10 protein-coding genes are annotated in these 14,575 nt (G+C 69.2%); all 10 read right to left on the reverse strand.

Going from position 1 to position 14,575, the window contains the following annotated elements:
- Positions 1-98: 98 nt before the first annotated feature.
- Positions 99-2,570 (reverse strand): outer membrane protein assembly factor BamA, encoded by a 2,472-nt coding sequence (bamA, locus tag AABA78_RS37790; protein ID WP_338270377.1) that lies wholly within the window; start codon positions 2,568-2,570, stop codon positions 99-101.
- A gap of 76 nt (positions 2,571-2,646) precedes the next feature.
- Complete coding sequence (locus AABA78_RS37795) at positions 2,647-3,321, reverse strand: ABC transporter ATP-binding protein (RefSeq protein ID WP_338270378.1); 675 nt, start codon at positions 3,319-3,321, stop codon at positions 2,647-2,649.
- A 2-nt stretch (positions 3,322-3,323) separates the two neighbouring features.
- Positions 3,324-5,690 (reverse strand): FtsX-like permease family protein, encoded by a 2,367-nt coding sequence (locus tag AABA78_RS37800; protein ID WP_338270379.1) that lies wholly within the window; start codon positions 5,688-5,690, stop codon positions 3,324-3,326.
- 12 nt (positions 5,691-5,702) lie between these two features.
- The gene (gene lysS, locus AABA78_RS37805) at positions 5,703-7,262 is read right to left on the reverse strand and encodes a lysine--tRNA ligase (protein WP_338270380.1); all 1,560 of its coding nucleotides are present in this window, start codon (positions 7,260-7,262) and stop codon (positions 5,703-5,705) included.
- A gap of 77 nt (positions 7,263-7,339) precedes the next feature.
- On the reverse strand, positions 7,340-7,720 hold the full coding sequence (locus AABA78_RS37810; RefSeq protein ID WP_171418566.1) for an anti-sigma factor family protein: 381 nt from the start codon (positions 7,718-7,720) through the stop codon (positions 7,340-7,342).
- On the reverse strand, positions 7,717-8,364 hold the full coding sequence (locus AABA78_RS37815) for a sigma-70 family RNA polymerase sigma factor (RefSeq protein WP_171418564.1): 648 nt from the start codon (positions 8,362-8,364) through the stop codon (positions 7,717-7,719). The genes AABA78_RS37810 and AABA78_RS37815 overlap by 4 nt, the downstream gene beginning before the upstream one ends.
- 160 nt (positions 8,365-8,524) lie before the next feature.
- A protein-coding gene (prfB, locus tag AABA78_RS37820) for a peptide chain release factor 2 (protein ID WP_338270381.1) occupies positions 8,525-9,647 on the reverse strand; the annotation gives its coding sequence in 2 pieces (ribosomal slippage) (positions 8,525-9,577 and positions 9,579-9,647; 1,122 coding nt in all).
- 50 nt (positions 9,648-9,697) lie between these two features.
- Positions 9,698-11,017 (reverse strand): Lnb N-terminal periplasmic domain-containing protein, encoded by a 1,320-nt coding sequence (locus AABA78_RS37825; RefSeq protein ID WP_338270382.1) that lies wholly within the window; start codon positions 11,015-11,017, stop codon positions 9,698-9,700.
- Positions 11,018-11,067: 50 nt separating this feature from the next.
- Positions 11,068-11,949, reverse strand: coding sequence for an rRNA maturation RNase YbeY (gene ybeY / locus AABA78_RS37830; RefSeq protein ID WP_171418560.1), 882 nt, complete (start codon positions 11,947-11,949; stop codon positions 11,068-11,070).
- Positions 11,946-14,459 (reverse strand): HD family phosphohydrolase, encoded by a 2,514-nt coding sequence (locus AABA78_RS37835; protein ID WP_338270383.1) that lies wholly within the window; start codon positions 14,457-14,459, stop codon positions 11,946-11,948. Before AABA78_RS37835 ends, ybeY begins: the two co-directional genes overlap by 4 nt.
- Positions 14,460-14,575 lie beyond the last annotated feature (116 nt).

A 14,575-nucleotide genomic window follows, 5' to 3' on the forward strand; every position in this document is an offset into this window, starting at 1 on the left:
GTGCTGCAGGCTCCGACGTCCACCCTCCCGGCCTGTTCACTTCCGCCCGGACAGGGGCGGAGGCGAAAGGGCCGGGAAGGCCATGGGGTCAATGCCTATCAGAAGAAGTTACCGATCGTGAACTCGAACAGGATGGGGTCATCCGAAGGCCGCTTGGTCAGCGGGATGCCCCACTCGAAGCGCAGGGGCCCGATGGGCGAGAACCAGCGGAAGCCGAAGCCCACGGAGTGGAAGAGGCCCAGGGGCAGCTTGTCCTGCCGGTCCTCGAAGAACTTCTCGTTGGAGCCGAAGGCATTGCCCGCGTCGTAGAAGAGCACGCCGCGCAGGCCGGCCTTCTCGAAGATGGGGAACTCCAGTTCGAAGTTGAAGATGAGCTGCTTGTTGCCGCCCACCCGGAACTCCGTGACGTTGGCGTCCGGGTTGTCCGCGCGCGGCACGAGCAGCGTGGGGCTGATGCTGCGCAGGTAGTAGCCGCGGATCGTGTTGATGCCGCCCACGTAGTAGAGCTCGCTGATGGGCAGCGGCTTGCTGGAGTCCAGCTGCTGCACGTAGCCCAGCGTGGCGTTCGTCTTGAAGACGAAGCCCAGCGGCATGGGGAAGTACAGGCGCGAGTAGGCGGTGTAGCGGTTGAAGAGGAACGTGCCGCCCAGGAACGAGGGCGCCGTCTCCACCGAGCCGTAGTGGATGAAGCCGCGCGACGGGAAGAGGCGGTTGTCGCGCCGGTCGAAGGACACCGACAGGCGCAGCGCGCTGGTGACGCCGGACTGGAACTGGTTGGCGAGCAGCACCGCGCCAATGCCCTGCCCCGCCTGCACGTCCACGTACTCGCGCGAGTAGCCGACCGTGGCCAGCACGTCGTCCACCAGCTGGCGGCCCAGGGAGATGGTGCCGCCCGTGGAGTTGCGGATGAAGCCCTCGTAGTCCGCCTGGACGCGGAAGAACTCCGCGGACAAGAGGTAGTTCGTGTCCAGGAAGTACGGGTCGTAGAACGACAGCTGGACCAGGGAGCGCAGGCCTGAAATCTGCGCGGACGCGGACACGCTCTGGCCCCAGCCGAGGAAGTTGTTCTGCGACACCTGGGCCGTGAAGATGAAGTTCTCCACGTTGGAGAAGCCCAGGCCCACCTGGAAGGTGCCGGTGGCCTTCTCCTTCACCTCCACCTGCAACACGATGGTGTTGTCGGTGCTGCCCGGGTGCTGGGTGATTTCGACGGTCTCGAAGAAGCCCAGCGCGGTGACGCGCTCGCGGCTGCGCTTCACGCCGGTGCCGTTGTAGAGCTCTCCCTCGTAGACGCGCAGCTCGCGGCGGATGACCTTGTCGCGCGTCTTCGTGTTGCCGACGACGTCGATGCGCTCGATGTTGACGAGCGGGCCCTTCTGGATGTCGAAGGTGAGGTCCACCGTCCGCGACTCCGCGTTGACGGAGGTGACGGGGTTGATGTTGGCGTACGCGTACCCCTTGTCGAAGTACACGTCGGAGATGGCGGAGATGTCCGTGGAGAGCTGGCCGCGGTTGAAGCGCTCCTTCGGGCGCGACTTCATCAGCTTCAGCAGCTCCTCCGGCGGGCGCTCCAGGTCGCCCGCGAAGTCGATCTTCCCGATGTCGTACGACTCACCCTCGGTGATGTGCAGGGTGATGTAGATGTCGCGCTTGTCCGCGGACAGCTGCACGGTGGGCTTGTCCACGCGCACGTTGATGAAGCCGCGGTCGTAGTAGGCGATTTGAATGACGGCGAGGTCGCGCTGGAAGGCCTCCTCGCGGTAGGTGCCCTCGCCGGTGAAGAAGGACAGGAAGCCGCCCTCCTTCGTGATCATGGTCGCCTTGAGCTCCTCCGGGGACACCTTCTCCGCGCCCTGGAGGATGATCTGCTTCACCATCACCTTCGAGTGCTCGTTGATGACGTAGACGACGTTGACCGCGGCGCCGCCCTCCACCGGCTCCAGCCGGTACGTCACCTCCGCCAGGAAGTAGCCCTTCTCGACGTACTTCTCCTGGATCTTCTTCTGCGTGGCGCGCACGGCCTCGATGTCGAGGATGGTGCCGGCCCGAAGCTCCAGCTGCTCCTTCAGGTCATCCGCGCTGAGCTCCTCGTTGCCCTGGAGCTTCACGGAGCGGATGGTAGGGCGCTCCACCACGCGCACCACGTAGGCGATGCCGTTGGCCATGCGCTGCGCGAGCAGCTGCACGTCCGAGAAGTAGCCCAGGGCCCAGATGGCGCGGAGGTCCTCCGCGGTGCGCGTCAGCGGGTCGCCGACCTTCGTGCGCAGCGCGCGGCGGATGGCCTCCGACTCCACGCGGCGGTTGCCCTCGATGCGGACCTCCACGACGCGGTCCGAGGGGGACACGTTGGTGTCCTCGTCGTCCGGGGAGGTGGCCAGCGGTACGTCGCCGCCCGCGGGGGTGCCCGCGTCCGGAGGGGGCACGGGCGTGGCGGCGGGGGAGGACGGGGGGACGACGGCGGGCGAGCCCGCGTCCACGTCCACCTGGGCGTGGGCGGGAAGCGGCCCGAGCGCCCACAGGGCGACCGCCAGCAGCGGGAGCAATGACTTGCGCAGAACGGTGAGCCTCAAGTGCAGTCCGGCCAGGAAAAGGCGGGGCAATGTACGGGATGGGGGGAGGCCCCCTCAATCCAAAAGCGAGCGGCCATCAGGCCTCCGACACCTGCCCGCCGGCCAGTCTCAGGCGGCGGGGCATGGAGCGAGCAAGCGTCTCGTTGTGCGTCACGACGACGGCGGTGATGCCCAGGTCCCGGTTGACGTCCCGGAGCAGCTGGTGGATGCCCTCGCCCGTCGTCGGGTCCAGGTTGCCGGTGGGCTCGTCCGCGAGCAGCACCGCGGGCTTGAGCACCAGCGCGCGCGCCAGGGCCACGCGCTGGGCCTCGCCGCCGGACAGCTCCCCGGGGCGGTGGTCCACGCGGCTGCCCAGGCCCACGCGCTCCAAGAGCTCGCGGGCGTAGGTGTAGGCACCCCCGCGGTCCTTGCGCTGGATGAGCGCGGGCATGGCCACGTTCTCCAGCGCGGTGAACTCCGGCAGGAGGTAGTGGCTCTGGAAGACGAAGCCGATGGTGCGGTTGCGGAACTCGGCGATCTCCGCGTCGTTCATGGAGAAGACAGACCGGCCGTCGAAGAGGACTTCACCGGCGGCAGGGGCATCCAGCGTGCCCAGCACGTGCAGGAAGGTGCTCTTGCCCGCGCCGGACGCGCCAATCATGGAGACGAGCTCCCCGGCCTGGATGTCCAGGGACACGCCGCGCAGCACGTCAATGCGCTTGCCGTGCAGGAAGTAGCTCTTGAAGACGTTGCGGATGGACAACAGCGCCATGGCTACTCCGCCTTCAGACCTTCCACCGGTTCCACGCTGCTCGCCTTGAGGGCCGGGTAGATGGACGCCAGGTAGGTGACGAGCACCGCGATGAGCACCGCCAGCGCCGTCTGCACCGGTTCGATGCGCACCGGCAGCGCGGGGATGTAATAGACCTCGGGGTCCAGCTTGATGCCGACCTTCTCGATGAAGAGGCACCACGCGAGGCCGGAGAACAGGCCCAGCACGCCGCCGGCCACGCCAATCTGGAGCCCCTCGGCGAGGAAGATCTTCACGATGCCGCCGTCCGGGACGCCCAGCGCCTTGAGGACGGAGATCTCCTTGCGCTTCTCCAGCACCAGCATGATGACCGTGGCGACGATGAGGCCCGCGGCGACGATGATGATGATGGACAGGATGATGCCCATCACCAGCTTCTCCAGGCGCAGCGCGGAGAAGAGGTTCTTGTTCATCTCCCCCCAGTCGCGCGCGCGGTAGGGATAGCCGCCCAGCACGCGCACCACCTGGTTGGAGATGCGGCGCGCGTCGTCGATGTCCGCCACCTTCAGCTCGATGCCGGTGGCGCCCTTCACGGCGAAGAAGTCCTGCGCTTCCTTGAGCAGGATGTAGACGAACTTGGAGTCGTACTCGTACATGCCCGAGTAGAAGACGCCCGCCACCCGGAACGCGCGGCTCTTGGGGATGGGACCCGTGGGGCCCAGCTCCGTGCCGAGCGGCGAGACGACGTTCACCCGGTCGCCCACCACCACGCGCAGGGAGGCGGCCAGCTCGCGGCCGATGATGATGCCCGGGAGCACCGTGGGCTTCGCCGGCTTGGAGGGCTTGCCGATGATGGGGTCCTCCTCCGCGTCCTTCTTGCCTTCCGAGTCCTCCACCGCGCTGCTGGGGAGGATTCGCGCGGGGTGCTCCAGGTGGTCCAGGTCGCCGCCGGGCAGGATGTTCTGCGGCAGGTCCGTCACCGAGCCGACCGACTTCGGGTCGATGCCCTTGATGATGACGCCGTCGACGTTGCCCTCGGAGGCGATCATCACCTGGTTGATGATGAAGGGCGTCTGGCCCACCACGCCGGGCACGCGCTTCACCTGCTGCATCACCTTGTCGTAGTCCGGCAGGTCCCCGGCGTAGCGCGACACCACCGCGTGCGCGTTGGTGCCCAGGATCTTCTGCTGGAGGTCGGCCTCGAAGCCGCTCATCACGCTGAGCACGATGATGAGCGCCATCACGCCCACGCCCACGCCGCCCACCGACAGCGCGGTCATCATCATGGTGGGGGACTGTTCGTGCAGCTTCATCCGGTGCTGCGCGGACGCGGCGGCGAGCGGATCCGCCAGGCCCAGCGCCTTGACGCGCGTGCGCTCCACGGCGGCCTCCGCCCCGCGGATGATGAAGTAGACGATGAGCGGCGGGATGATGCCGAACATCAGCACCGCGAGCGCGCCCAGGAGCAGCGACGGGCGGAACACCGCCACGTGCCGGCGCGCGACGAAGAGCTCGAAGCCCAGCCGCAGGTCCACCCGGCCGCTGCCCGCCGCGATGAAGCCCGTGTTGATGCCCAGGATGAGCGCCAGCACCAGCGCGGCGAAGACGAGCCAGTACGCCAGCTCCGGCCGGCCGATGAGCCCCGCGACGTACGTCACCTCTCGCAGCCGGTAGCCGAGCGCCAGTTGCAGGGACGGCACGCGCTCCATCAGCGACAGGAGGATGGGCACCGGCAGGCCCAGGTAGAACACGCCGATGGTGGCTTCCGGGAACGACAGCCGCTGCGCCCGGGACGCGCCCACGAAGCCGGACGCGAACGCCACGGCCATGCTCACGATGAACGCGATGGCGAAGGCGACGGTGGGGGGCAGGGACAGGCCCCCGCTCGCCTCGCGCGCCGCGCCGCCCAAATCCGACGGCACGCCGCTGGAGAGGACGGTCTGCAGCAGCAGCAGCACCAGCTCCGCCAGGAGGATGCCACCGCCGTAGGCGCCCAGCGTGCTCCAGTAGAAGTCCCGGTAGCGCGCCAGGCGGGGGTACAGGGGAGCACCCGCGGCGGGGCTGGGCCCTTCAGCGGAGGCCGGCGCGCGGCGGATTCCGGCCGCGATGAGGCCCCAGCCGGCCAGCCAGACGAGCGTCCCGGCGACCAGCGCCTTGGGGCCGGCCACGGCCGCCGTCTTCTGGGCGCCCAGGGCGAGCGCCCCGGCGTCGAAGGAATGGACGAGCCCGCCCCACCCCACGAAGGAGAGGCCCAGGGCGCCGGCCACCTCGGCCCACGCCTCGGACTCGGAGATGGCCACCCCCAGGAGGATGGCTCCCACGAGTGCCACGAGGGCGCCGGCCCACAGGAGGGGCCAGCGATAGTCGGTCTGCCGTTCGGCGGGGTGCACGAGGCCTCGTGGCTACTTCGCCAGCGGCTTGAGGAGGGGGAAAAGAATCACGTCGCGGATGCTGGCGGCGTCCGTGAACAACATGGCGACGCGATCAATCCCGATGCCCTCACCGGCCGTGGGCGGCATGCCGTGTTCCAGGGCGCGGATGTAGTCCTCGTCGTAGTCCATCGTCTCCTGCTGGCCCCGCTGCTTCGCGTCCAGCTGGGCCTGGAAGCGGCCCTTCTGGTCCAGGGGGTCGTTCAATTCGGAGAAGGCGTTGGCGATTTCCCGGCCCGCGACGAAGAGCTCGAACCGGTCCGTGACTTCCGGGTTCTGGTCGTTGCGGCGGGCGAGCGGGGAGACGGCGGTGGGATACTGGGTGATGAAGGTGGGATGGATGAGCGTGTGCTCGACGTGGGCCTCGAAGAGGGCGCCCACGAGCTCGCCGTGGTTCATGGCGTCCACGGCGCGGCGCTCCACCTCCGAGTGCACCGTCTTGAGCAGCTCGTGACGCAGGCGGTCCACGTCCACCATGTCCTTGTCGGACAGGCCGGGGACGGCCTCGCGGATGGCCTCCGGCATGGGGATGCGCTTCCAGCCCTTGCCGAAGTCGATGGTGTGCTCTCCGTACTTCACCTTGGAGTCGCCGGTGACGTGGCGGGAGGCCTCCGAGAGCATCTCCTCCGTGAGGTCCATCAGGTCCACGTACGTGGCGTACGCCTGATAGAACTCCAGCATCGTGAACTCCGGGTTGTGCCGGGTGCTGATGCCCTCGTTGCGGAAGTTGCGGTTGATTTCGTAGACGCGCTCCATGCCGCCCACCACGAGCCGCTTCAGATAGAGCTCGGGCGCGATGCGCATGTAGAGGTCGATGTCGTACGTGTTGTGGTGCGTGACGAACGGCCGCGCCGCCGCGCCCGTCACCAGCGGGTGCATCATCGGGGTCTCCACCTCGACGAAGTCGCGCCCGTCGAGGAAGTTCCGGATGAACTTCACCAGCTTGCTGCGCTTCAGGAAGACCTGCTTCACGTCCGGGTTGGAGACGAGGTCCAGGTAGCGCTGGCGGTAGCGCACCTCCACGTCCGTGAGGCCGTGCCACTTCTCCGGCATGGGGCGCAGGGACTTGGTGAGGGGCACGAACTTCGTGGCAGACAGGGACAGCTCCCCCGTCTTGCTGCGGAAGATGGGGCCCTCCACCGCGACGAAGTCACCCAGGTCGCACTGCTTGAAGACCTCATAGAGGTCCCCCAGCGCGTCCTTCTTCACGTGCGCCTGGATCTCCCCGGTGCGGTCGCGCAGCTTGATGAACGCGGCCTTGCCGAACGAGCGCATGGCCACGATGCGGCCGGCGACGTCGTAGACGGGCGCGTCCTTCTCCAGGTCCTCCATGGAGTGGTTCGCGTGCGTGGCCAGGATGTCCGCGGCCCGGTGCCTGGGGGCGTAGCCGTTGCCGTAGGGGTTGAACCCGGCCTCGCGCCACTTGGCGGCCTTGTCCAACCGCTGCTGGTAGATCTCCTGCTCCTTGGAGCCGAGATCCGCCGCTTCACCGCTCTTGTCGCCTGGGGGGGTCTTGTTATCGGTCTCGGCCATGACGCGCTCTCGTGAAAGGCGCGGCACGCTAGCCAAGCGGCCCCCGGGACGCAACGCATCAGGGAGGCCGTTCTGCTTCAGGAAGACATCAAAAGAAATGCGCCCACCGCCGCGGCCAGCAGCAGCGGGATGAGGATCTCCACCGGGAAGCGGTGGTTGGCGTGGGCCAGGTGCAGCCCGCGCAGGCCGAAGCGGCGCTGGCGGCGCACGCGGCCCGCCACGAGCGAGGCGAGCGCGGGCGGAGCCTTCTCCCGCTCCACCGAGCGCACGCGCTCCACGGTGCGGGCGTAGCGGTCCCACCCCTGGCGGCACTCCTCGCAGCCGTCCAGGTGACCGCGCACCGCCTGTTCCTGGGCGGCGGGCAGCTCTTCGTCGGCGAGCGCCAGGAACAGCGCCCTCGCCTCACGGTGATCCAAACGCGGTTCCACGTCCGTTGACCTCCACCCGCCGCCGCTCATGGTTCGAAGCGCCCCAGCAGGTCCGCCAGCTTCTCGCGTGCCCGGTGGAGCCGGCTCTTCACGGTCCCCTCGGGCAGCTCGGTGATGTCGACAATCTCGTCGTAGCTCAGGCCCTCGATGTCGCGCAGCGCCACCAGCATGCGCGCATCCGGGTCCAGTTGGGAAATGGCCCGCTGCACCCGGGCCCGCTCGCGCGCCACGTCCAGGGCGGCGTCCGGCTGCGGCGGGGCGCCTCCGCCCTCCGCGATGGCGGCGGCGCTCACCTCGTCGTAGACCTCCGAGCGCCCGCGCCCCCGGCGTTGGAGGTACTTCAGCCGGTTGAGGCAGTGGTTCTTGGAGATGCGGAACAGCCACGTGGACAGGCGCGCGTCCTCGCGGAAGCGCCGGACGTTCTGGTGCACGCTGACGAAGATCTCCTGCACCAGGTCGTGGGCCTCCTCGCGGTCGCCCACCATGCGGAAGCAGAAGTCGTAGAGGCGGTCCTGGTGTTCGCGCACCAGGGACTCGAAGGCCTCCGGGTCCCCGCGCCGCAGCCGGACGAGCAGCGCCTGTTCCTCGCGGCGGGCGGCCTCGCGACGCGGGTCGGCGGCGGCCTTGGAGGCCAGGGCCTGCTGTCCGACGTCGAGCACTCCGCCCGGTGACACCCGCGCCTCCCGTGTAAGGCCCACTCCATCCTACCGCACCACCCTGCCCCGCCCCCTGACACCGGCCTTCCGAAAAAGGTTCCCGGGCACGAAAAACCCCTCCCGGCCTTGGGGCCCGGGAGGGGTGGGAGGCGTCCGGACAGGGCCGCCGGAGCCTGCCTTAGTCCGCGGAGGCGTTGCGGTTGGGGTTCTTCACGCCCAGGAGCTGCGCGGTGACGAACTCGTCCAGGTCGCCGTCCAGCACCTTGTCCACGTTGCCCGTCTCCACGCCGGTGCGCAGGTCCTTGACCATGCGGTACGGCGCCAGCACGTAGCTGCGGATCTGCGAGCCGAAGGAGATGTCCTTCTTGGCCGCCTCCGCCGCGTCGCGCTCGGCATCGCGCTTCTTCATCTCCAGCTCGTACAGGCGGCCGCGCAGGATCTGGAAGGCCATGTCCTTGTTGGCCGACTGCGAGCGCTCCGTCTGGCAGGTGATCATGATGCCCGTGGGCAGGTGCCGCAGCTGCGCCGTGGACGACGTCTTGTTGACCTTCTGGCCACCCGCGCCACTGCCGCGGATGAACTTCAACTCGTAGTCCTTCTCCGGCAGGTCGATCTGGATGCTGTCGTCGACCTCCGGGTACACGTCCACGGACGCGAAGGCCGTCTGCCGGCGCGCGTTGGCGTCGAAGGGGCTGATGCGCACGAGCCGGTGCACGCCCACCTCCGCCTTGAGGTAGCCGTAGGCGTTCTCGCCCTCGATGCGCAGCGAGACGTTCTTGAAGCCCGCCTCTTCGCCCGGCAGCGCGTCGCTGATCTCGACCTTCCAGCCCTTCGTCTCGCCGTAGCGCGTGTACATGCGCATGAGCATGGCGGCCCAGTCCATGGAGTCCGTGCCGCCCGCGCCCGGGTTGATGTCCATGAAGCAGTTGCTGTGGTCCTGGGGCCCGGAGAGCATCCGCGCCAGCTCCAGCTTCGCGACCTCCGCCTCCAGCGACCCGAGCGAGCCTTCGGCTTCCTGCGCGCTCGCCTCGTCGTTCATCTCCGCCGCCAGCTCCAGCAGCGTCTGCGCGTCGTCCAGCCCGCGCATCGTCTTGTCGAAGGCGCCCACGCTGGCCTCCAGCGTGGACTTCTCCTTCAGGAGCCCCTGGGCCTTGGTGTTGTCATCCCAGAAGCCGGGCTGCGTGGAGTCACGTTCAATCAGCGCGATGCGGGACCGCTTGCGGTCCAGGTCAAAGATGCCCCCGGAGCGCGTTGAGGCGCTCCTTCAGGGCGTTGATCTTCTCCATCGAATCGTTCGCCATGGTGTTCGTCGTCTCCTTCGTATCGAAACAGTTGGGAAAGCCGGGGTGTTTCAGGAGGCCTTGAGCGACGACACCGGCGCATCCTGACGGGGCTGCGTGCGCGCCGTTCCTGGCACGAGCGCCCGCAGGCGGTCCAGCCAGAAGGCGCCGGCCATGCCCAGGGAGATGGGCAGGATGAGCGCGATGGCGCGCCAGTTGTCCTGGTCACACCAGGGCAGCACCTTGAGCGCCAGCCCCAGCGCGCCCGTGGCCGCGAGCAGGCCCCACACCCACTTGAGCCGCGCGCGCGCCTTCGCGCTGTTCCAGGTGAGGCGCAGGCCGTACGGCACGGCCAGGAGCGTCAGGGGGTTGGCCAGGAAGAGGTTCTCATTGTGGTGGGTGACGACGTGGTTCGTGCCCACCCACATGATGACGAGCGCCAGCCCCGGGATGCCCAGCACCAGCCCCACCACCACGTTCTCCAGGCCCAGGAGGATGCGGGCCGCGCGGCTGCCCCTGCGCTCCCACGCGGCCAGCCCCAGGGCGGCGCCGCCCAGGAGCACGCCCAGCGCCAGGATGTACGGGCCAAAGGCCGGCGGCCGCGCGGGGGGCCGGGGACGGGAGGACGCGTAGTAGTCCCACTGCTTCTCCACCAGCGGCACGGGCCTGCCGTCCGGGCCCGGCACCTTCAGCTCCGCCACCTGCTGCTCCAGCTCGTCCGGGAGGAAGGCCTCCTCGCGGCGGGTGATGGGCTTGTCGATGGAGTCGTTCATCATGAAGTCGAGCAGGAAGCTCATGGGCGGGCTCACCGCCGTGTAGCGCCGCGTGTGCTCGCGCAGCGTCATGCGGGCCGGGGCCTTCTCCGCCTCCGACAGCCGGCCGCCGACGGCCACGTCGATCATGTCGCGCAGCCGCGTCACGCAGTTGTCGCTGTAGTGCTCGTAGAGGTAGTCGCGGTTCTGCGGCAGCACGTTGTCCGCCAGCTTCTTCGCCACCGTCACGCGCTGCTCGGGCGTGAGGTTGAGCTCCTGCACGCGCACGTCGCGCCGCTCCGACTTGTAGAAGCGGAAGGTGCCGTTGACGCTCGACTCACCGACCCAGAACTCCAGGCGGCCCTTGGCGAAGCGCACCACCGTCTGGTCGTCGAACGAATACATCCCGTAGTTGTAGAGCCGCTGCAGGTTCCGGGCGCGGTCCTCCACCACCAGCGAGCCGTGGCCCCACCAGGAGAAGACGTCGTCGCCGGGGCTGAAGGTCACCAGCCAGATGGACAGGTCCTCGCCCCGGCTCTCGCCCGTACCCCACGGCGGCACCGGCGCGGCGCGCGCGGAGGACGCGGTCAGCAGGAGACCCAACAGGCTTGCGACGACGAGAGACGACAGGCGGGGCATCGTTCCATCCAACACGAGACACGGGAGGCCGCAAGCCCCCCGGCGGGGTTTCAGATGAGCTTCGCCCGGCGGGCGCGCGAGTCGATGGTCAGCGAGTCCGCCACCATGCCCCGCTCGCCCAGGAGCTGCTCCTCCAGGGCGGCCATGCGCTTCGCGTCGCGCGGCTTCTCATGGTCGTGCCCCAGCAGGTGCAGCAGGCCGTGCGCGAGGTAGCGACCCATCTCCGACTCCAGCGTGCGGCCGTACTCCTTCGCCTGCCGCTTCGCCGTGTCCAGGGAGATGACCACGTCGCCCAGCGGGCGCGGGCCCGGCGTGCCCTTGGGCTGGTCCCCCGCCGGGAAGGACAGCACGTCCGTGGCCTTGTCCTTCTGGCGCCAGGTGCGGTTGAGCCGGCGGATGGCCCGGTCCCCCACCAGCGACAGGGACAGCTCGCAGTTGGTGAGCCCCAGGCGCTTGAGGTAGTCGCGGCCCCAGGTGGAGAGCAGGCGCTCGTAGTCCTCGCCCTGCCCGTGCGCCACCTGCACCGTCACCTGGTTGTCCGCGGCCTTCGCCCTGGGCTCCGGCTTCTCGATGTGGGCCAGCTCCACGCGGAACGCCGGCGCGCAGACGGACCAGTAGTCACACGCGCCCTGGCTGTCGTTGCGGTACACGACGCGCTTGCCGCGCGGCACCAGCCCCACCTCGCCCGCGCCAATGCGTTCGCGCTTGCCGTCCACCACGAGGGTGAGCTCGCCCGTGAGCACGAGCACCACCTCGTCGAACTCCGGCGTCTGCGCGGGTTCGCTCCAGCCCGGCGGGGCCCGCATGCGCGCCACCGACGCGGACTCCGTCTGCGTGCTCGCGACGCCGACGAACTCCTCGATGCGCTTGCCGTCGTCCCGCGGAATCACCTTGCCCTTGCGCAGCTTCACGCCCTCCACCTTGCGGCTCATGACATGCCCGCCGTTCGCACCTTCGAGTCCTTCGCTTCCGTCTTGGCGGGCGCGGGCGCCATCATCAGCGGCGCGCCCCCGGCCTTGCCCCCACCCATGGCGCCCGCCGGGTAGACGGGACGCGTGTGGTAGATGCCCTCCAGCGTGTGCAGGAAGGACTGGGCGATGAGGTTCAGGTCCTTGAGCGTCAGGTCGCACTCGTCGAGCTGGCCCTCGGAGAAGATGATGTTGATGATCTTCTGCACCTGCGCCTGGAGCTTCGCGCTGGTGGGGTCCGGCATGGAGCGCGTGGAGGCCTCCACCGCGTCGGCGATCATCACCAGCGCCGCCTCGCGGAACTGCGGCTTGGGGCCCGGGTAGCGGTAGATGCTCTCGTCGATGGGGGGCGCGCCTTCCTTGCCCTCCTGCTCCTTCAGGGCCTTGTGGAAGAAGAAGCCCACCGTGCGCGTGCCGTGGTGCTGGGGGATGGCGTCCGCCACCAGCTTGGGCAGGCGGTACTGCCGCGCCATCTCCAGGCCTTCCGTCACGTGGCGCTTGATGATGACCGCGCTCATCGCGGGCGCGAGCCCGTCGTGCCGGTTCTCCCCCTTCTGGTTCTCCCCGAAGTAGAGCGGGTTCCGGCCCTTCCCGATGTCGTGGTAGTACGCGCACGAGCGGGCCAGCAGCGGGTTGGCGCCAATCGTCTCCGCCGCGTTCTCCACCAGCGTGCCGATGATGATGGAGTGGTGGTACGTGCCGGGCGCCTGGACGATGAGTTCCTTGAGCGCCGGGTGGTTCAGGTTCGCCAGCTCCAGCAGCTTGATGTCCGACGCGTAGCCGAACGTGGCCTCGATGAGCGGCGTCAGCGCCATCACCATCACCGGGACGGCCAGCGCGGTGCCGACGAACGCGCACAGCGCCGTGACGACGGTGTCCCCGGCCAGGCCCTTGCCCTCCACGAGGAACAGGAACAGCACCGCGATGAGGTTGGCGATGCCGGTGACGAGGCCCGCGCGGAAGATGCCCACGCGGTCCTTCGCCTTGACGATGCGGTCCGCCGCCACCAGCGAGCCCACCAGCGTGTAGATGCCGAACGCCAGCGAGTTGCCCAGCATCACGCCCGCGAGGCACGCGAACACCATGGCGAAGAACAGCGCCAGCTCCTGCGCGAGGATGAAGCGCACCAGCATGGCGCCCGCCGCCACCGGGAAGGCGTAATAGAACGCTTCAATGGGCAGCGCCGTGTAGCGGTCCTGCACCGCGTCCGCGATGGACACCCAGACCTGGAGCAGGCCCAGCAGGCCCACCAGCAGCAGGCCCAGCAACATGCCGTCCTTGCGCGTGGGGCGGAAGCGGCGGAAGGCCGCGCGGCAGAAGCCGTAGAAGCACACCACCAGCAGCGCCACCAGGCCCGTGCCGCCCACCTGGAGCTGGAGCAGGTCCAGCCGGTCCGTCTGCGCGCGCATCCCGCGCAGCATGACGAGGTGCGTTTCGTTGACGAGCTCGCCGTCGCCGATGACGCGCTGGCCCTTCTTGATGGCGATGACGGCGTCCTTCACCGCGTCGCCCGCGAGCCGGCGGCGCAGGTCCGTCTCCGCGATGTTGATGGTCAGGCTGGGGCGCACGAGCCGCTTGGCGATTCGCAGCACCGCGCGGCGCTGCACCGCCGGGGCGTCCGGCAGCACGTTGCCGGGCACGGAGGCGAACCGGTCCAGCTCCTGGTGCGCCTCCCGCATGTCCACCACCTGGGCGGCGCCCGCGGGCAGCGTCTCCTCGTTCTTGTGCTGCACGTCGCGCACGGTGAGGCCCTGGGGCGCTTCCCGCACCAGCTCCTCGCGCGAGCCGGCCACGTACACCTGGCCGCCATCCGCGCGGTAGGCGCGGTCGAGCAGCACCAGGGTGGCGGCCTCCGCGTCTTCCGAGAAGCCGTTGGCGACGAGCGCCTGGAAGTCCTCGTTCTCCAGCCCCGCGTCCCGCTGGCCGAAGAGCTGCTCCAGGAACTGGGCCTGCATCTCCTCGCGGTCGTGGCGCTGGCGCTCCAGGGCCTCGGGCGTGAGCGGCGCGGGGCGGCGGCGCCTGGGCGCGCCCTCCTCCGGCGGGGCCTCGTCGGCGTGGGCCTCCTTCTCCTCCGCCAGGTGGTCGCGCGCGGAGGCGAAGGCGGCGCGCACGGACGCGCGCAGGTTGCCCACCACCGCCGGGTTGAGGTCGTACACCGGGCGCACGGCGCTCCGGGCCTCGCGGCGGCGCTGCTCCGTCATGGCCTGGTGGACGATGTCGTAGTCGCGCGCGGCCTTGAAGCCGGCGGGCGAGTTGGCCCGGAACGGCTTGCCCACGTTGTCCTGGGTGAGCGCCGGGATCTGCTGGCTGTAGAGCCCCGGGGAGATGACGAAGCCCGCCCCCACGGAGACGACGAGCAGCAGCAGGCCCTGCACGACGCGCCGGCCCCAATCCCCACTGCGCCCCAGCCCCAGGCGGACCGCGAGCGCGTCCAGCGGACTGGGCCCGGGGGTTGGTGATTCAGGATCGGCCATGGGGGAACTCCTCACCCTGCGAAGACGTCAAGGCTCCCTAGAAGGAAGCAGCGACGGGGAAAATTCGTGAGGGTGGGACAGCCGCCGCCCGGACGCCAGTTCGCTCTGCGAAAAAT

Origin of the sequence: Corallococcus caeni (assembly GCF_036245865.1) — a bacterium.
Lineage (GTDB): Bacteria > Myxococcota > Myxococcia > Myxococcales > Myxococcaceae > Corallococcus > Corallococcus caeni.